We start from the raw sequence: 20,701 nt of genomic DNA on the forward strand, positions 1-20,701 counted from the left end.
GCAGAAGCAAAAAAAATGTCACGATCCGCGGCAAGAATCTCATTCCCCAGAAGGCTTTTTTATTCGTTCACCGATTTTCACCGGCACACCAAAATTCGGCGTACCGTCTGGATTCCACGTAAACTTCTGGATACGCGGATTACGATAGTTGGTGCTTCCACCATCGGGCAGGTTACGTGCATGGTATATGATCCAATCTTCCGTGCCATCCGGTGATTTAAAGAATCCATTGTGACCTGGGCCATAGGCTCCGTTTTCCGCACGCATGGAAAACACCGGCTGGGGATGTTTGGTCCAATGCGAAGGATCCATCGGATCGCCTCCATTTTTAAGTCTAAGCCAGCCCAAACAATAATGGTCGGACGAAAAGAGACTTGCAGAAAAAATGACAAACAACTCTCCTTGCGGATTAAAAAGAGGTTGAGGCCCTTCATTAATGCCGCTCGGAGCCCGCTGCTTCTCCCAGCTATATATCGGTGTGCTTATTTGCACACGCTCGCCCTCAATTGTCCAAGGATTACTCATTTTAGCTATAAAAATCTTCTGGTTCCCGCCTGTTCCCCCAGACCATAACATGTAAAGCTGATCGTTATATTTCATTACCGTTCCGTCAATCGCCCATTCGTCCGTCGGGTCAGCCACCCGCCCTTTAAGTTCCCAAGCCCCTCTTAACGGGCTTCCTGATTTGTTTTCAATCACATACATCCTATGGCTGGTTCCATTTCCATCAGCCGCAAAATACATATACCATTTGCCATCTATCTCATGTAATTCGGGAGCCCAGATATTTTGGGAATAGGTTTCTCCCGGTGGCGGGACAAATATATTGATGGGAGTTGCGTTGGCCAACTCACTTACTTTTTTGATCACATAAAGCACCAAACGACTCCCGTGGGTATACGTATAGTAATACGTTCCGTCCTTTTGTGTTATCCAGGGATCCGCGCCACGCGGGAGGAGCGGGTTGGTAAACGTATTATCATCAATGGGAGTCTCTTCCTCGGAGGGGGGTGGCATGGCCTCGGATGGCCCTTCAGTTTTACAAGCGAGTATCAATACGATACATATCCCCATTAAAATACGGAAGTGCGCTTTTTCTAATTTCATGATTCTTGATTTTTTCTACCGAGTGTATAACCCTACTTCTGCCAAAGCGATATTATTTTCGCTGCTACTTTGGGCGCTTTTCCCGATAATCCTAAAATATCGGGCCTTCACAGCTGTAGGAATCGTGATGAATTGCTTTTCCCCGTTATTTTCCAAATCAAATTCACCGTGGGGCTGCCAATCTTCACCATCTTCGCTGGTCAACAACTCCACGGTCTTTGGCCGCGCCGCAGAATTGCCCACACGGGTGATGATGACAAACCCTTCTATATTTTCATGCAGCACACCCATATCCACAGTGATGGTATGTGGATAGGTGAACGGTGGAGTAGCGCCCAACTGATTCACCCATATTGTGCTGGGGTTACCATCAATAGCGTTGGACGCTAATCGGTTGCCGGCGGCATCCTGACTTGAGGCTGTAGCAATCCAACCGGTTTTTTCTAGTTCAATTGGCGGGCCTTTTACCCGTTGTGTATACCAGTCGGTATAAAACGTATCAATGGCCAATGGACTGGGTAGGTATACCGTACGATATTGGATAAATTCCGTAAATTCAAACTCCTTGAGGACACTCCTATCCGCATCGGCGTAGGCCCTTACCAAACGGTCATTACCATTGACATCCTGATAACTGATTTCCGAATAATAGGCTTGTGCACTGGGGTTGCCTCCCCAAACCGCCATTACGCTGTCTCCTTCGTATAGCGCTTCATCCACCGGCCTCACCAGCAGGGTTTGCTGGTATTGGTCACCATAGGTGTTGGCAATAAAATCGGTCTTAACGGATCGGTTGCCCAATTCGTCGTATATATAGATTTCAAACAAGTAAGTGCCCTCTTGAAGGTTGTCGATCACGATTTTCACCGTGTCGTTTGGCGGGTTTTTGATGTTAGCTACCAACGAATCTTGTCTGCCATTCCAATAGATGTGGGCTTCTGAGACCTTGGGATCTGGCGCTGCGGGCCAGGAAAGCTGGAGTCGGTTTTTCCCAGGATGCACTTTGAGCGAGTCGCCCGGTGTGGGGGCATAGATGATACGCCCGCCTTTGACAAACTCACGGAAGGTTTCGTCCATTTTACCGCAGGCAGACACTATCATTACAAGCAATGCTGTCGCGGCCACATTTAGGGCATTAAATCGAATATTGATGATTTTCATGATATTTCTATTGAATGCGTTTATTGTTCTACCCTACCCCAAAGGCTAATCTCACCGAGATACATATAGTCGACGAATCCCCAAGTTTCGATGGTCCTAAAGCGGATATACCGTACAGGCGGATTACCGTCGGGGAAGTCGTAGTCTTCTCCGATTTCGGTGGCATAACGATTATCTTCGGCCGTGTTGGTACCCACGGGTTCGCCCGACGGCTTTTGCGCCTCGAACGTGCCCAGCAGTATCCAGCTACTCCAATCATCGGTGGGGTTGTTGCTTCCATAGATTTCCCATACCCTTGGAGCACCCAACTGGTATGCCCAGCTAGCGCCTGGCCCCCTGTGCCAAAGCTTGTACCTACTCAGCGTGGCTCTGGTACCCATGTCGAAGGTGAAGTGCTGCGGCATGCCGGTACCCGGAGCCGTGTGATGCACGGCTACTCCTCCATTGGGGGCTATTCGCCCATCTATGGCCTTGTCAATCGTATTTTGGGCACCGCCATGTCCCCCCTCTGTATCGGACGCCAGGGGGTACACCCTAAAATTACCCTTAGGGATTTCCTCTTCGAAAATCGGTGTCACCGTTGCCTTGGCCGTGTCGGAAAGACTACCGAAGCGATCACGTGCTACAGCACCAAAAACGCGCTCTTCGGCCGCAAAGCCGCGAACGGTAAAGCGGCCATTCCGCGATTGGTTGTAGTAAGTATCTATTTCATACCATTCGCCATTTTCATCAGTGGTCAATATGGCTACAGCCATGCTCGCTTCACCGGAATTCTCAAAGGCAACGGTTACCCCTCCGAACGTTTCCTGAAACGTCATTGTCCCATAAACTTCCAGCAGTGGTGGAGTCAGTGGATTGATTTTAACCTTGACCGGCTCGGACGCTTTCTCGCCACTACTTACCGCATATAGTGTCACTTCGTATTCATCAGTGGAGGGGAACCCCACCACTTCCACGAAATTCACATAACTCGACGACCGGGTCTCGCGCCATACACCTTCACGGATAGCATAATCAGCCCGTACGTAGCGAAAGCTCGGCTCGGGAGGTATTGCATAAAAAATCCTTGCCCCTCCGGGTGTGGGCTCTACCCGTATATCGGTGATTGGTGATGGCGCACTGTCATCATCCAACCGGATATATCCCTGATCCTCTGTACAACCCATGGCGGCCAAAAGCAGGCCACAGATAAGGGTCATGTAGGTTATTTTCTTCATCTTCATTTCTTTTTTTAGGTCAAGAAAAAGCTGGTCCGTTACCAGCCCGGATTCTGCACGGTGTTTTTATTGGCCAGCAATTCGTTTTCGCGGATGGGCCACAAATAATCGCGATGCGAGAACTGCCGATTGAAAATATGGTTTACCCGATAATATCCCTCGGTGGTACGCTGGCTAATGTCCCAGCCAGTGATGGGCTGGTTAAATTCAGTAACGGCCATTTTCCACCTACGCAAATCCCAGTAACGTATGCCCTCAAAGGCCAGTTCGATTAGACGCTCCCTCCGTATGATATCGCGGAGCCCTTCTTGTGATAACGGCTTATCTGGATGGGTCGAGAAGTTGGCCCATGATTCCACCACACCATCCAACCCGGCACGCTCTCTCACCAAGTCCAGCCAGTAATAGCACTCAGGGATGGCCCCGTGCACTTCGTTGAGCACCTCCGCATATAGCAGATACAAATCCGCTAAGCGGATTACGGGCCATGCATAGTTTGTCTGGCTATAATTAGTAATGGTAGTAACCTCATTGGTATAGTACACCAACTTTTTCGGCCAATAACCTGTCACGTTATGTGTCGCATTGGATTTTGTGGATGACGGTTGTCCCTGCTTCGCCTGGACATAGAAGAAAGCTTGGTCGCGCGTGTATCGACCCTGCCCATACCATATTCCGCCGTCAAACCCCAAGCTCGCGTAAAATCGTGGCTCCCTATCAAAGTTGAGCGCGGCTGTAGTGTAGCCTTCCCGGATATAGTACCGATCGGCTGAACCACCGGAACGTAGCGTATATCGGTTTGCGTAGTTCCATGTATGGTCTTCATTAATGGGAACGCCATTGTGGGTGTAAAATGTTTCAACGATTTTGAGGGGCACTGCTAGGTTGCCGGCAGCGCGGGCACTGGCCACCATCGCCGGGTCAAGGCCGCGGGCATGGGCTTGTGATTGAATCGCTACGGCACGGCTATTGGTGTTGCCCCAAATGATTTCGTCGTTCCATCTTTGGGTCACGGCATTGCGAATGTTCATCTGTATACGCAAAGAGTCGGGGATGTCATACTGCAACGCACTTTGGTTATAGTAATACAGGCGCCTACCCGTAGTTTCGGCAAGCGCTATGGCATCACGGCATGCTGTCTCGGCCAGCACCCATTTCTGTGGATCAAAGGTGGGATTGAACAACTGCACGCCATCATGGTCTACAAAATTATTGTAGTCTGCATTGCCATTGAAAAACGGACTGGCAGCCGTGGCGAGCACCTGCGCTTTGAAAGAAAGTGCAATGAGCCGGGTGATGCGCCCGAGCTCAGACGCCTCGTCCTGTATGCGATCAGGCAGGTGATTGGGCAGTGACGCTTCGTCTAACAACTGGACAATGTAGGCGAAACATTCATCCACCGGATCCCTTTTTACTTTTACTTCATCGATACCAGCGAAAACAGGAAGATTTTCCCGTTTGATGGGGATCGGGCCGTACATTTGCACCAGCCAGAAGTGATAATAGGCTTTCAAAAATTTCACCTCGGCTATCCATCTGTTGCGTTCAAATTCTGGAAGGTCAGGCACATTGCCCACGTTTTCCAGGAAAATATTGCAGTCCCGGATACCCTGATAAAGATCTTTGGCTCCTTCGGTGCCCTGCCAAAAATTAAGGTAGGGGTTCACGACGTTCTGTCCACCACGGGCGATCTCCCACCCTGGGGTTGTGTAGTTGTTATGCAGCCAAAACTCATCACCTGCAGTGAAGCCTGGATTACCCGTTAGGCTGCTATGCAAGGGCATGTATGAGTAGCAGGTAAACAGGAATCGCTCTGCACTGACACGCATAGTAAACGCGTTCTCAATGGTTGGTATATCATCTGGCACAATGTCCAGATACGACTGGCAGGATACCGAACATGCCGTGAAAAAAGCCCAAAAACGTATACTGATATTTTTCATGTTTTCTCTCTTTAGAATGATGCATTGATACCCAAATTAAACACACGCTGCACGGGGTAACCCAAGCCATTGCCGGCCATTTCCACGTCCCACAGCTTAAACCGGCTCCAAGTAAGCAAGTTTGTGCCTGTGAGATATATCCGTAAGCTCGTCATATTAACCCGATCAATCAGTCGCTTGGGCAACGAATACCCCAACTCCACCTGTTTGAGCCGCAAGAAGGTGCCATCTCGCATGAACCAAGTGCTGTTTTGCCCATTATTGGTATAATATACGGGACTCAGGCGGGGCCACATCGCATAGATGTCGCGGTTGTCTTCAGACCAATGGCTCTCAGCGTAGGCTTTAAGCAATTGATTTTGCAGGTTGACGCCTGCCAATTGTCCATTGTCAATTTCCGATTGGTACCGGACGTTGATAAACGGTGCGGTGGCTCGCGGATCTATCCAGAATGACTCCCTGGCCAACCCTTGAAAAAACGCAGAGATATCAAAATTCTTGAAGCCTGCTGAAAAGCCCATGCCATAGATAATTTCGGGCACGGTGGGGTATCCGAGGGGTACTTGGTCCAGCGTGGTGATCTGTCCATCTCCGTTGATATCACGGTATTTAATGTCTCCGGCCATATACTGTCCGAAATTCTGTCTCGGAGAATTAGCCACCTCGTAATCATCGATAAACAAGCTTTCGGCAATATACCCCCATTGTTGGTTAATGGAGTGGCCCACCCGGGACATCCAGGGCTCATTGACGTAATCATACTCCTCATACACGAGGTACTTACCCGTGGAATAGGTGAAATTGCCTCTGCCTTGCAGCCAAGCGCCATTGCTCATGGCATGGTTGTATTCCAAGGCAAGGTCTATGCCACGGCCCTTGGCCTTACCGATGTTGGCCGCAGGTTGCGCAGCAAGGCCCATGGACGCAGGTGTGGCCACACGCGTCTGTAAGATATTTTCTCTGAGCTCGGTATAATACTCGGCTGTCAGCTGCATTCGGTTGAAGAGCCCCAGTTCCAAGGCAAAATTGGTCTTTTTAGCCATTTCCCACGTGATATTTTCATCAGAATAGCGCGACACTGAGATACCGTTTCTTGAATATGTGTTGTCCATCCCAAATACAGCGCCGTAGTTCGGGTCGTTCATATTGACCTCCGACAGGTAGAGGAAGCGACCAGAACCGATGTTGTCATTGCCCACAATCCCATATGTTGCCCTCAACCTCAGGTTGGAGATTACATCACGATAAGGCTCGAAAAATTTCTCATTGGATATGCTCCAAGCCACACCTCCGGCGGGGAAGAAACCATAGCGGTGATCTTTGTAAAATCGCTCGGTACCATTGTAACCGAAATTAAGTTCGAGGAAATAGCGGCTGTCATAGGCATAAGTAGCCCGTCCGGAGAGACCAAAGTTGCGGAATGGCAGCGACCCTTGTAATGTCGCTGCATTCGCCGTAAGATGATTTCGCAGAATATTCACTAACATACCACTCACGCCATGTTTCCCAAACTGCCTGTTGTAACTGGCTGCCGTCTCGATGTAGAATTGTGACTGAATGGTTTTTTCACCCGGCTCATAAGTCAGGTAATCCGTACCTCCATCCGGATTAATGATGTTTACCTGATAGGTATTATTTCGTCTGTCATGTGAACCCAATTGGTAATAAAATGGTGCATACTGGCGCCTCACGTCAAAGAACGAATAGCGCGTGGTATTGGTCATCGACCGTATGGCAAGCCCTTCCAACAAGAATGATAGATCCTGCTTGATTTCAAACTGTGCCACCACATTGGATCGTGCATAATTCCGGTATCCCCTTACCAGATCGGCATACGGATTCAGGTAGTTACCCTCGCCAAAGTTCCCGAACATGATGTGATTCACAAACCGGTGATCTTCATCTACCGGATAGGTGGCCGGAAACAATACAGGGTTTGATCGCATGGCCTTCCTATATATAGCCGTGCCTCCATCCAATGGGCCAGTGTAATCGTCAAAACTACCACTCAACCGCACGATCAATTCCGTCGACTTCGTGAGATTGATGTTTACATTGGAGCGGAGGTTATAGGTGGTCAGGCTAATATTGTTATTGAAATTATTTCTTCCATCCACTTTCAGTATACCGTTGTCTTGCGTCAAGTTTCCGGACACGTAATATTTTGCCACCGAGCCGCCGCCAGACACACTGAGGTTTGCGCGTTGGTTGGAGGTGTAATCCTTGAAGAGCTCGCTACGCCAATCCGTCGCCGGGAAAATCAGCGACCCCGAACCCGGCACGGTATTGTCTATTTTCTCATCCGAATACAGGAGCTCTCCAACGGGGTCACGTGTCAGTATCGCTTCATTGTGCAATTTCATGTAGGTGACCGGGTCAGCAAGCTCTACATTGCGCGTCGGTGCAGACAGCGATTGCTCCACCCGGAATTGTACACGTGCCTTGCCTTCCCTGCCTTCCTTGGTCGTCACCAGTATCACACCATTGGCTGCCCGGGATCCGTAAAGGGCCGTGGCGGTGGCATCCTTCATGACCGAAAAACTTGCAATATCGTCCGGCGGGAGCCGGGCCAAGTCAGTGGTAGTCAACTCGATGCCGTCAATCAATATCAGCGGATTCTGATTTGCCCCAAACGTGGTGATTCCCCTCACAAAGAAGTTGGCATTGTCTTGCCCAGGTTCGCCACTTCTTTGGAATGCAATTACGCCGGCAAGCCGACCCGCGAGCGCCGTGGTAAGGTTGCTGGAAGGCACTTTCAGTTCGCTTGGATTAATGGTGGTGATTGAGCCGATGACGGATTGTTTTTTTTGCGTACCGAACGCCACAACGACAGCTTCGTCCAAATGCCCTTCGGCTCCTTCCAATACCACATCAATGACGGACTTGCCATTGACTGCGATTTCCTGTGTCTGGAATCCGACCATAGTAAATACCAAGATGGCATCATCCGGCACGTCCAAAATATACTTTCCATTTACGTCCGTGGCCGTACCGACAGTGCGGCCCTTGATAACCACGGACACTCCCGGCAACGGATTGCCGGTGGTGTCTGTTACAGTACCCCGAACTTCTGTGTCTTGCACGGAAGTTAGCCTTTCGCCATGCGAGGCGCCCTGCACCCGGTTTCCCGCCGTAGCGTCAGAAGCTATGACCACACCGCAGCAGGTAGCCATCCCCATGGTACCCAGAAACAGGCAGAGCCGTAACAAAAGCAGTTTGTTCATAATTTTTATCATAATTGTTTATTAATTGGGTGTTTAAAAATCGGTATCGCGTCAATTGCAATCACTAAGGCAGCTGTAGCGATGTACTGAAATGTTTCATATCCTTTGATTCCATTTCTCGCTTTTTAATTTCCTGCGCTGTGTATCGCGGCTTTTCATACTGCGGAGGCACGTCTTTTTGAGCGACCGTGGCAAAATACCACAGACAGGCGTCTCTCCACCATACCGCCTCATCTTCCTGGACAGCCAGCAATCTATTAACCCGTTGAAACGTTTCAGGGCAGACCGCATGCCGTACTGTTTTCCAAGCTTCCTGTAGCTGCCGCACACCCGCCACCCCATCGTGGTAACGGAAGCAGAGCTCTTCCCAAAGTGTCCGCCCCGAAGCCATCTCGTAATCCCACGGCAACCGGTGAAACCAAAGGAGGAATTTATCCGGACAATTGGCTACATTACCGAACGAGTCCTGCAAAACCGATGAATACTGAACGACGGCATTGCTGCCCGTGCCCGTGCGATCGAACCCGATCCCGGCGGTATCCGCACGGTGGAAGCCGGCCCTCCGCCAAGGTTGCGGACCGTAGTGATGCCCTACACTGCTCAATACGTTTAATCCTAACGGGGTTTGGTAATTCACCAGATGCTCGTATGACGATACCATCATTTCCGTAATGGTGTTAACGGCGACTTCATCCGTTGTCAATGTCATTCGGATCCACTCTTGCGCAATCTCCGTGGCGGTAAGTGCGTGATCCCAGGCCAGTCGCCCGTAAGCGTACCAGTTGGCTTGTCCAAAAGGATGGTAGGTCCAATTGCCAACATTCCCGATGTTGGCAACACCTGCCACCCCGGTCATCCTTTGTCCTTGCTGGCTGCCATCAATTATCTTTGCTACGGTAGCCCCTTTACCCCCCACATAGGTGTCGGATTCCAGCACTTCTTTATAAAGCGTGGCCAGGTATACCAAATGGGTGCTAAATCCAAGATACTCCTGTGTTATCTGAAATTCCAGCATTTGGGGCGTGTTGGGCATCGCGCCAAACAAGGGAGCAAACGGTTCACGAGGCTGGAAATCTAAGGGACCGTTTTTCGTTTGCACAAAAACATTGGGTAAAAACTGGCCATCAAACCGTGCAAACTCATCATAGGCATCCATGACCCGGTCACTCCCCTTAGCTTCGTAAACAAAAGCACGCCAGATTAATGTACCGCCGTGGGCATCCAAGGCCCGTGCTAGCATATTTGCACCTTCTGCATGCGTCCGTCCATAATCCTGTGGACCCGGCTGTCCCTCCGAATTGGCTTTTACCAGAAACCCGCCGAAATCAGGAATAAGCCGATAAATCGCTTCGGTCTTGGCCTGCCACCATGCCCTGACCCGTTCATCCGAAGGATCCGCTGTGTCCAGACCACCCAGTACTTTCGGGGAAGCAAAGTTTACCGACAAAAAGACCCGTATGCCGTACGGCCGGAAGACCGCAGCCAATGCGGCTACTTTGGAAAGGTATTCTTCACGTAGTATTTCAGGAGATGCGTTCACGTTATTAAGCGCCACGCCATTTATACCTACCGATGCGTTCGCACGCGCATAATCGACATACCGCTGTTGTATCGTCTGCGGCAGCGTTTCCCAGTCCCAAATGGATAGTCCGGCATATCCCCGCTCCACAGTACCGTTAAGGTTATCCCAATGGTTCAGCATCCGCCATTGCACTTTTGGCGCATCGCTCACGTCTATCCCATCAAGCTCAACGTGCATTTGCAACAGGCGTAAAAAATGGAAAACACCGTATAATATGCCGATGTCTTCATTGGCGATGATTGCTATTGATGAACGTCCGCCCACGGTTACTTCACGTATCGTATATCCCTCGGGTCCCAGGTGCGAAAATGCGTACCGGGGAATTTGATGTGTATACCTTTGGGGAAGATCAGCCAACGTACCTACGATAACCATATTGGAATCGATTCCAGTGCTGTTCCCAGCAGATACCGCCCGGCCCAATAAGCCTTCCAACCCACGTTTTAGCTCTGTTTCGGCCACGGCAAGAGTTGGCGAGCTTCCCCATATGCGAAATGCTTCTATCCGTCGCTGGTAAGCGTCCATACGGGCTGCATCGGTTATCCTATCGTACTTCAGCCATAACCGATAGCCTTCATCGGCAGTTGAAACCGAAGGACTTATAATCAAACACCAAGCAATGCCGAGAGTGGTCAACAAGTGATTTAAAAGCTGCTTAGCTATCTTTTTACTAAGCAAGTTCTCCGAACTACTTGGAATCGATTGCAACGTATGGTTTATTGGAGTGTTCATTTTCCCAACTATTATATTATGACGGTATCCGCCATTTTCTGGCTTGATTCCCGTTCAACCAGTTCTACCGGAATCGTCACTGAAATGTAATTCTTACCGGGCTTAATCGTCCCTCCGATCAACCCCAGCATGAGCGATGCAGACTGCTCTCCCACCTCATACGGATGCTGTTCAACAGACGTAATTGAAGGATTCACTACGTCCGTGAGTGGATCATTTGAATAGCCCACTATCTTCAGTTCGTCGGGCAATCTCATCCCCAGTTTCTTTGCGTGTGTGACCAAGGCCAATGCAATGGTATCATTCCCGGCAAAGATGGCATCCAGCTCTTTTTTCATCCGCAATATTCCGTCGAAGGTTTTTACTGCATTTTCCGGCGTGAGGTCGTGAAAGAAGACCATTTCCTCATCAGGTACTATCCCATAGTTTGCCAAGGCATCGCGGTATCCGTCATAACGTTCCCTATATATGGAGCAGGTAGTGGCACCGCCGATATAGGCGATGTTGCGGCACCCCTGCCGCAGCAGATGGTCTGCAGCAAGATATCCGCCTTTGTAGTCGTCGCCCTGGATTTTATGGGCCGGATAGCTTTTGGGCGTGCGGTCAAAAAACACCAAAGGCCGTCCGCTGCGAGCGAAGATGTCGAATACAGAAAAGTCGGTCGTATAAAGTGTGGTGGAAACGATAAGCCCTTCAACCCGCGAAGCAAATAAGGCGTCAACCAATTCCTTTTCGATTTCCGGTGATTCATTAGATTGGCAAATCATCAGGTTATACCGGTTTTCATGCAACCTGTTTTGGATGGCTGTAATCACGGCCGACTGGTAATACCTCGAAATCCGGGGCACAATTAAACCGATGGTATTCGATTTTTTCTTCCGAAGACTGGCAGCCATAGCATTATACTGATAGCCCAGCCGCTTTGCTTCATCCATGACCTGCGCCTTCGTGTCGGCGCTGATATGCGGATGCCCCTGCAATGCCCGGCTGACCGTTGAACGCGAAAGCCCTAACGCTTCGGCAATATCTTTCATCGTGATCTCAGTCTTGCTATTCATCTTGTGCCTTGCCAAATATTAATTTATTCACAAAAACCTTATGCAATCGATTCCAGTGTTTCAAAAATGCATTGATTTTTAATCACTTCCTGATTCCATACTCATGCTGAAGAGGTTTACTAACTGGCATGGGGATAGTGTAAAGTCCCCATGGCACAAAGAAACATAATCGCCGATAAACACAGCGATACACTTTGTCTCAATTTTTCGTTATTTTGTCTTAAGATTATGACACAGGAAGCCTGATAGCCAATGGCATGTGGGGACAACGCTGGCCACTTATATCGTCTGCTACGCAATTCGAATTTTACGTTTATCTTTGACGTGACCAAAGGGGCCTTATGAGACTGAACGTGTTGATATACCTGTTGTGCCTATTCGTGTCATGTGGCTATGTGCACGGTCAGCCTTATTATTTCTCGCATTATCAGGTGGAAGATGGCTTGTCAAACAATGGTGTGTTATGCAGTGCACAAGACCGGATGGGGTTTATGTGGTTCGGCACTAAAGATGGACTTAACCGATTTGATGGGTATTCTTTCAAAGTTTTCCAGCACGATCCCAACAATCCCAACGGATTGGGCAGTAACTTTATCCGTGCATTGTTCGTAGACCAGACTGGGATTATTTGGGTGGGTACCGATCAAGGGGTTTATCTATTTAATCCGGTGACCGAAACATTCTCCTTATTTCACCCTACCGTTACTAACGAAATTCTAGGCATACAAGGCGACTTTTCAGGTAATATCTGGATTATTGACAACCTTACTTTATACGGCTACATCCCCGGTATTGACAGCCTCGCACAAGTGTCTGACCTCCCTAGATCAGCAGTCAGTTCATTTGGCATCGCTGAAACGGGAGATATCTGGATAGGCACTTCCCAGGGCGATTTGATTCATTACCGCCCTGCCCAAGGCATCCTGAACACTTATTCGTTGTACGACCACTCTCCACCCGTGACGTCACGGTGGATCGAACGTGTATATTGTGTTAATAAGCAATTCATTCTTGTCGGAACGACCAAACAAGGCGTAAAGTTAGTTGATATTGCTGGACGGACATATACGGATCTGCTACCTCACGATGAGACAGGAACAGATATTTTTGTAAGGGACATTCTCCAAAACGGTGAAAATGAATACTGGTTTGCCACCGAACAGGGAATTTTTATCTATGACCAAGGTACCGGACAGCACACCGCGATAAGGAAACAGCGTGCTGACCCCTGGGCACTGTCTGACAATGCGGTATATACGCTTTGCAAAGATCGGGAAGGGGCCATCTGGGCAGGCACTTATTTCGGGGGCATCAATTACTACGCCGAAGACAACACATTCTTTGAAAAATTCTTCCCTTTAACAGAAGGTCAGGCCATTGCCGGGAATGCCGTTAGGGAAATTTGCGGGGATAACATGGGGAATATCTGGATCGGCACGGAGGATGAGGGATTAACCAAGCTGGAAACTGCCACCGGCCGGATAACCAATTTCCAACCGGACGGTAAACACGGTAGTCTGGCCTACGCCAACATCCATGGGTTATTGGCTACCGGTGATACGCTGTGGGTCGGCACATTCGATCATGGCCTTGACCTGTTGGACATCCCAACCGGAAAGGTCATCAAACACTACCGGGCGGAAAACAAAGAAGGGGCATTGCGCAATAATTTTATTTTTACCATGTATCGCACGAGAGAGGGGCGGATACTTTTGGCAACGGGGCGGGGATTGTACCAGTACGCCGCTGCCGATAAACGTTTTACCCGTGTTCCGGAATTCCCAAACTATATCTTTTACACGGCACTTTTTGAAGACAGCGATGGCACGATATGGGCGGGTACTTGGCGCGACGGACTGTATTATTCGAATCCAAAGACCGGAAAACACGGTAAATTCATCCACGATCCAGCGGTTCCCGCGAGCCTCGCCAGCAATCGTGTGAACCGGATATATGAAGACAGCCATGCCACTGTCTGGGTAGCCACGGAAGGCGGCTTATGCAGGCTGAACCCTCGCGATAGCACATTCCGGCGATATGGGATCGCTCAGGGATTTCCAGGCAACCTGATACTGGCCATGCTCGAAGACGATGTCGGCAACCTTTGGGTAACGACTTCCAAAGGCCTTGTGCAACTTAATAGGACAACAGAAGCGATTCGGGTATTTACCAAAGCGAATGGCTTGTTGAGCGATCAGTTCAATTACAATTCTGCTTATAAAGCACCGGACGGTACGCTGTACTTCGGCAGTGTAAAAGGGATGATCCGGTTTAACCCCGCCAACTACCGGGAGCAGACCTATCAGCCGCCCGTTTACATAACGGGGCTGCAGGTGTATAATCGGGAACTGGAAATCAACAGTCCGGGCTCTCCCCTTACCCAATCCATTACATTTACTGATCATATAGAACTCCAGTACAACCAGTCTTCGTTCAGTATCGACTTTGCTGCGCTCAGCTTCGTTTCACCGGGTATGACAGAATACTCGTATAAGATGGAAGGGTTGGACAAAGAGTGGACGCATATCCGTACCAACCGGAAAGCCTATTTTACTGAGCTTCCTCCCGGCGACTACCTGTTTAGGGTAAATGTAGCAGACAGCCAAGGCGGTTTCAAGGGCAAAGAAAGACAACTGCGCATCACCATCATGCCGCCGTTTTGGGCGAGCTTCCCGGCTTACGTCTTATATATCGTGTTAATAACCGCCCTTATCTGGTATATCATCAGAAGCTACCACCGCCGGATCAGGGAACGAAACCGGCGAAAACTGGAACTGATGCGCCACCGCAAAGAAGAAGAGTTGTACCGGGCCAAAATCGATTTCTTCACCAATGTAACCCACGAGATCCGGACGCCACTTACGCTCATCAAAGCTCCGCTGGAAAAAGTGATGAAAAAAGCCGAAGAACTGCCTACCGTAAAACGGCACCTGCAAACCATGGAGCGCAATACCGAACGGCTGATTGAGCTGATCGATAGGCTATTGGATTTCCGGAAAACGGAAGTTACCGGATACCAACTGAATTTCTCAGCCATCGACATCCATGAGCTCCTCCGGGAAAACCACATGGGTTTCAAATTGGCGGCTGCACAGAAAAACATCCGGCTTAAACTCACGTTGCCCGATACGCCCTGCATCGCATATGTAGATAAAGAAGCCGTAACACAAATTATTGGTAATTTATTGACCAATGGATTAAAGTATGCTGAACGGATTATCCATATTACGCTGCACGAATTATCGTCGTCAGACTCCCAGTTCACCATTTCGATCAGGAACGACGGCTACCTGATTCCCTGGGATATGCGCGACAAGGTTTTCGAAACCTTTGTCCGGCTCAAAGCCACCAACCATCAGCAGGGAGCCGGCTTGGGGCTGGCTTTGGCTCGTTCGCTTGCACAACTGCACAACGGGGAACTCTATCTGGCAACCCCTGAAGACGGGATGAATGTGTTCGTATTAAAGTTGCCGCTAAAACAACACCGAAATAAAACCCAATATGGAACAGGAATTGTCAAAATCTGAAAAACCGGTCATACTGGTCGTGGATGACCATGAGGAAATCCTTGAGTTTATTGCTGAAGACCTTGCCGATGATTACCACGTGCTAAAGGCGGGGGACGGTCTACAGGCCATGGACGTGCTTGCTGCCAACCCGGTGCAACTGGTGGTAAGCGATGTGATGATGCCCGGTATCGATGGATATAAACTGTGCCAGCTCATCAAATCGGATGTGGAATATAGTCATATCCCCATCATCTTGTTGACCGCCAAAAACACGCTTCAATCCAAAATTAAAGGTCTTGAACAGGGGGCCGATGCGTATATCGAAAAGCCGTTTTCACCGGAGCACCTGTATGCGCAGATAAACAGCCTGCTTTCCAATCGGATTAAGGTCCGTCAATACTTCGCCAACTCACCGCTGGCCCATATCAAGACCATGGCCTATACCAAGGCAGACGAACATTTCCTGGGCGCCCTAAATGAAATTATCCTGGAGCATTTGTCCGATGCCAGCTTTGACGTGGAACATCTTGCGGAAAAAATGCACATGAGCCGGCCAACGCTCTATCGCAAAATCAAAGCGATATCGAATCTCACGCCTAATGACATCATCCACATAGCACGGTTGAAAAAAGCCGCCCAACTGCTTAGTGAAGGGCACTACAAAATTTATGAAGTGTCTGACATGGTCGGCTACAGCTCGCAGACGCATTTTGGACGGAACTTCCAAAAGCAATTCGGTATGTCGCCGAGCGAATACATTGCCCAGCAGCGGTGACTTCCGAAGCAGCGCTTTGCCTTCAGAAGCTGTCTCCTATGTCTGTTGGCGCGAACATAGGAGACAGCGTTATATCAATCTATTTCAATCTACTCGGATATCGTAGAGTTTTTGATGCCAGCGGCTGAGTTCGGTTTCGGGTATTTTAATCACGGCGCGGTCGTACGTCATCAAGCCATTGGTTTCTACCTCCACGTCGGTGGTTTGGGTGTATACCGCGGCCGAAAGGCCGAGCGGTATCAGCCGGGCCAAATCGTCTACCATGCCCTGATAGCGCCGTTTTAACTCGTCAACATTCTTGAAGCTTTGGTATCCCCAGTTATCTTTATTCTGCCAGGTGTGCCCTTCGACGGGTAGACCTAACCCACCGAATTCGCCGAGTGCCAACACTTGTTTGTCACCGAACAACTCTGGCCTGGGCATCACCGCATCTGGATAGTTGTGTATATCGAGAATATGCCCAGTGTTGAAGAAATTACCGCCACTGGCACTATTCACCAGCCGCGATGGGTCATAAGCCATGGTCCACTCGGTGATTTCCTCGGTTTTGAATTGTCCCCATGCTTCGTTAAAAGGCACCCACACCACAATGCTGGGAAAGTTGTGCAAGGCATCCATGATGGCTTTCCACTCCTTGCGGAATATCGCCTCTGATGCTGCCGAACGGTCCTTGTCATGCTTCCTGCCCGAGGTGATGCCCGGCCGCATGTCCCAGTGGTTACCTCCCAGATCGCCGCTGGGCATATCCTGCCATACCAAAACGCCAATGCTATCGCAGTAGTAATACCACCTTGCTGGCTCCACCTTGATGTGTTTACGGATCATATTGAAACCCATCTCCTTGGTTTTTTCGACATCAAAACGCAACGCTTCATCCGTAGGAGCGGTGTATAACCCGTCAGGCCACCAACCTTGGTCGAGCGGCCCGTATTGGAAAACAAATTCATTATTTAGCAACATCCGCTGGATTCCCTTGCTGTCTTTTGCCATGGTTATCTTGCGCATAGCGAAATAAGACGATACTTCGTCAATGGTTTTGCCTTTTCGCAGTACGGCTATTTTCAAGCCATAACGAAATGGGTTCGACGGCGACCATAACTCCGGGTTGCTGATTTTCAGGGAAGCGTCCGCTCCTGCCGCCACAGTTTCTTCGGCTACTTTTTCCGTTCCCTTCCAGGCAGAAATGCGAATCTGATCGCCATCTTTCGTTCCCGCTACGGCGGCAGTTACCGACAACGTACCTTCATCAATGTTGGGCGTATGTTTGGTAGACACGATGTGCGTTTCGGGCACCCCTTCCAGCCATACGGTCTGCCAGATACCGGTTACGGGCGTATACCAGATTCCATGCGGGTTAACTACCTGTTTGCCGTTGGGTTGAGGGCCTTCGTTGGTTGGATCCCACACCCCGACGGTAATTTCCTGCTTGGCGCCTTTAGTAAGGTAGGGCGTGATGTCGAAGGAAAAGGGATCGAATCCTCCTTCGTGAGCACCTACACGCTTGCCGTTTACATAAACTTCGCACTGCCAGTCGACTGCCCCGAAATGCAGCAGCACGCGCTGCTTGCGTAACGCTTTATCGATATGGATAGTTCTGCGGTACCACAGCGTGCTATCCTTGCCTACGGTGCGCCCAACGCCGGAAAGCGCGGATTCCACCGCAAACGGCACCAGCAGTTGCCCTTCATACTGTGCCGGTGCGTTTCCGAGTTTGCCCGGCACGATCGCATAATCCCATAGGCCGTTCAGGTTTTGCCATCCCCCACGCACCAGGTGCGGACGCGGATATTCCGGAAGCGGGCTATCCGGGTTCAACTGGGCTACCCACGGTGATTTAATTTTATCCCCTACAGGCTGCCACTCTTGGGTGTGCTGCGCCGAAACGGGCCGGCTCAACAAGCAGATTGCGCACAATACAAAAAGCGTACTTCTGATTTTTCGTGATTTTTCCATTATTTATATGTTGGTTTATTCTGCAGTTAATAGCTAAAATTGCACAAAACAAGTGATAAAAAATCTAATTTACCTCTTCATTTTGTATCAATATTTCTGCATATCGTCTTATCAGCGCCGACATTCGTCTGACAAATCATTTAATTGTCAATTTGTTAATAATATATTATATTATTGAGCCGAATTGTAACTTTTTATCGCACACTTTACCATTTTATCTATTTTTTCCATAAATTTGCGATAGACCAAATACGGTGCAGGATGTCTACTAAGATAAAAAGGGAAATATATGCAAAGCTATTCTTTGCCATCTTCTTTGCGAAGATGCTGATTTCCACTGCGCCTATTTTTACCCCGGGTTTTGACCGCGAGGCATTGTTACAAGTGGTTTTGCAACTCGAGATTGAAAACAACAATGGAAAGTCCGGTTCAACAGACCAAATGAAGGATGTTTTCGCGAAAGACTATTCAAAGTCTCTTGCTTATTTTAACTTCCAGCCGCCAACGGATTTCGCTGTTGAACCTACCTTTATCCCGGACGAAGCGCGGCATCCCCAAGCTTTTTATCCGGCCGTCCCTACCCCCCCTCCGAACGGTTAATCATACACGTTAATGTGCTGCCAATGGCTGCCGTTTTCGATGATTATTGATTTTACATTTTTATTTGGTTGGTTTAATGCAAATACCCAATCGGGTTGGATATCGCGGCCACGGTGGGCGTGTCTGCGGTATAGATCAACTTATCAAGACAAACAGTTTATAACATTTAATTAAGTATGTTTGGTACACGTGCATCTGCGTTTTTGAAGTTATCAAAGCGGGATTTGAAATATGATTTACCGGCAAGTATCGTGGTTTTCCTGGTAGCCTTGCCGTTATGTTTAGGGATTGCGATGGCTTCTGGGGCTCCGCTATTCGCCGGCCTGTTAACAGGAATTATAGGAGGAATCGTCGTAGCTTCGTTTAGTGGCTCTCAGTTGAGTGTCAGCGGCCCGGCTGCGGGGTTAACCGTTATTGTGTTGGGCGCCATACAAGACCTTGGAGCCTACGAAACGTTTTTGATGGCTGTTGTACTGGCCGGTGTCGTTCAGGTGGTCTTGGGCATCATCAAGGCCGGCATGATCGGTAACTACTTCCCTTCATCGGTGATTATCGGAATGTTGGCGGCCATTGGTATTATTATCATACTCAAGCAGCTTCCGCACGCGGTCGGTTACGATGCGGCCTATTTCGGCGAGGAAAGCTTTTTGCAACAAAACCAGGAGAATACATTTTCTGCACTGCAGAATGCACTGGGTGCAATCAATTACGGAGCTACAATTATCTGTCTCATTTCCTTGGCGATACTGATCCTTTGGCCAAAGTTCAAGAAACTGAAACTAATTCCCGCACCGCTGGTAGTGGTCATTTTAGCCGTTGGCTTGAGCCGTGCCTTTGAAGGCACTTCGCTGGCCTTGAACGCTGACCACCTGGTGGTGATCCCCGTCGTACAATCTTTCGGCGAGTTTTTGGGGCTGTTTACCTTTCCGGACTTCACCCAGATTTTAAACCAGGATGTCTGGATCGCGGCTTTTACCATTGCGATTATCGCCAGTCTGGAAACACTGCTGAGTCTTGAGGCCGTCGACAAGATCGACCCATTCAAGCGGGTGTCCCCAACAAACCGCGAGCTTTTTGCGCAGGGCATCGGTAATACCACAAGCGGCTTATTGGGCGGTATCCCGATGACCTCGGTCATCGTGCGGTCATCAGCCAATGTCAATGCCGGAGGCCGTACACGGCAGAGCGCCATCCTACATGGCATCTGGCTGCTGCTGGCGGTGGTAACCATTCCGCAAATCATCAACCTCATCCCCCTCGCCTGTTTGGCAGCCATCTTGCTGCACACCGGTTATAAATTGGCCAATCCGGCATCGTTCAAAGGGATGTGGCATAAGGGACTCGATCAATTCATTCCCTTCATCGTGACGATTCTTGCGGTGGTCTTCACTGACTTACTCACCGGTGTTGGAGTCGGGCTATTGGTTGCGATGTTTTACATCCTCAAGAACAATCTTACCAATGCCTTTGAATATGACATCGATGAAAATGAGGATGGAGCCAAAATAACGTTTACCTTAGCGGAAGAAGTAACGTTCCTTAATAAAGCAGCAATACAGAAAGCACTCTACGGCTTGCCGAAGCGTATCAACGAAATCGTTATTGACGGCTCGCATAGCCGCTTTATTGATAAAGATGTCATTGAGGTGATCAAGGATTTTGAACAAAATGCGGTGACCAAAGGTAAAAGTATTGAATTGGTAGGCATCGTTAACAAAAAAAACGTACCAAACATCAAACGCTTTACACAAAGCATATTAAAGAACGATGCATTGAAAAAAAAAACGATTAAACAAACAACATCTGAAACCATAGAAAAATAAACTAAAAAATAAACTGA

Annotated in this window: 12 protein-coding genes; 4 read left to right on the forward strand and 8 right to left on the reverse strand. The window is 49.1% G+C overall.

Annotated elements, in window-relative coordinates; genetic code table 11:
• Positions 1 to 39: 39 nt before the first annotated feature.
• The 7 genes from BM030_RS03095 to BM030_RS03125 form a co-directional block, all read right to left on the reverse strand.
• A complete protein-coding gene (locus BM030_RS03095; protein WP_211657518.1) occupies positions 40 to 1,107 on the reverse strand; it encodes a glycoside hydrolase family 43 protein in 1,068 nt (355 codons plus the stop codon).
• A gap of 15 nt (positions 1,108 to 1,122) precedes the next feature.
• Positions 1,123 to 2,268, reverse strand: a complete 1,146-nt coding sequence (locus BM030_RS03100; protein WP_090971085.1) for a DUF4998 domain-containing protein — start codon at positions 2,266 to 2,268, stop codon at positions 1,123 to 1,125.
• Between the two features lie 20 nt (positions 2,269 to 2,288).
• Complete coding sequence (locus BM030_RS03105; RefSeq protein WP_170845616.1) at positions 2,289 to 3,485, reverse strand: DUF5000 domain-containing lipoprotein; 1,197 nt, start codon at positions 3,483 to 3,485, stop codon at positions 2,289 to 2,291.
• A 38-nt stretch (positions 3,486 to 3,523) separates the two neighbouring features.
• Positions 3,524 to 5,428 carry a RagB/SusD family nutrient uptake outer membrane protein gene (locus BM030_RS03110; RefSeq protein WP_090971090.1) on the reverse strand — a complete coding sequence of 635 codons (1,905 nt, stop codon included), beginning with the start codon at positions 5,426 to 5,428 and terminating at the stop codon, positions 3,524 to 3,526.
• Between the two features lie 11 nt (positions 5,429 to 5,439).
• Positions 5,440 to 8,652, reverse strand: coding sequence for a SusC/RagA family TonB-linked outer membrane protein (locus tag BM030_RS03115; RefSeq protein ID WP_244518646.1), 3,213 nt, complete (start codon positions 8,650 to 8,652; stop codon positions 5,440 to 5,442).
• Positions 8,653 to 8,716: 64 nt separating this feature from the next.
• On the reverse strand, positions 8,717 to 10,966 hold the full coding sequence (locus tag BM030_RS03120; protein ID WP_090971092.1) for an alpha-glucuronidase family glycosyl hydrolase: 2,250 nt from the start codon (positions 10,964 to 10,966) through the stop codon (positions 8,717 to 8,719).
• Between the two features lie 11 nt (positions 10,967 to 10,977).
• Positions 10,978 to 12,024, reverse strand: a complete 1,047-nt coding sequence (locus BM030_RS03125; protein ID WP_090971094.1) for a LacI family DNA-binding transcriptional regulator — start codon at positions 12,022 to 12,024, stop codon at positions 10,978 to 10,980.
• Positions 12,025 to 12,365: 341 nt separating this feature from the next.
• Here BM030_RS03125 and BM030_RS03130 point away from each other — a divergent pair, with 341 nt between their 5' ends.
• On the forward strand, positions 12,366 to 15,551 hold the full coding sequence (locus BM030_RS03130) for a ligand-binding sensor domain-containing protein (protein WP_090971096.1): 3,186 nt from the start codon (positions 12,366 to 12,368) through the stop codon (positions 15,549 to 15,551).
• On the forward strand, positions 15,526 to 16,308 hold the full coding sequence (locus BM030_RS03135; protein WP_090971098.1) for a response regulator transcription factor: 783 nt from the start codon (positions 15,526 to 15,528) through the stop codon (positions 16,306 to 16,308). The genes BM030_RS03130 and BM030_RS03135 overlap by 26 nt, the downstream gene beginning before the upstream one ends.
• Before the next feature lie 84 nt (positions 16,309 to 16,392).
• Here the strand turns inward: BM030_RS03135 and BM030_RS03140 are convergent, their stop codons facing one another.
• Positions 16,393 to 18,261 carry a glycoside hydrolase family 2 protein gene (locus BM030_RS03140; RefSeq protein WP_090971100.1) on the reverse strand — a complete coding sequence of 623 codons (1,869 nt, stop codon included), beginning with the start codon at positions 18,259 to 18,261 and terminating at the stop codon, positions 16,393 to 16,395.
• Positions 18,262 to 18,522: 261 nt separating this feature from the next.
• Between BM030_RS03140 and BM030_RS03145 the strand changes: the two genes are divergently transcribed.
• Positions 18,523 to 18,861 carry a hypothetical protein gene (locus BM030_RS03145; protein WP_090971102.1) on the forward strand — a complete coding sequence of 113 codons (339 nt, stop codon included), beginning with the start codon at positions 18,523 to 18,525 and terminating at the stop codon, positions 18,859 to 18,861.
• 176 nt (positions 18,862 to 19,037) lie between these two features.
• Entirely contained in the window at positions 19,038 to 20,684 is a 1,647-nt protein-coding gene (locus BM030_RS03150) for a SulP family inorganic anion transporter (protein ID WP_090971104.1), read from the forward strand.
• The last annotated feature ends 17 nt before the right edge of the window (positions 20,685 to 20,701 follow it).

Source organism: Parapedobacter composti (assembly GCF_900112315.1).
Lineage (GTDB): Bacteria > Bacteroidota > Bacteroidia > Sphingobacteriales > Sphingobacteriaceae > Parapedobacter > Parapedobacter composti.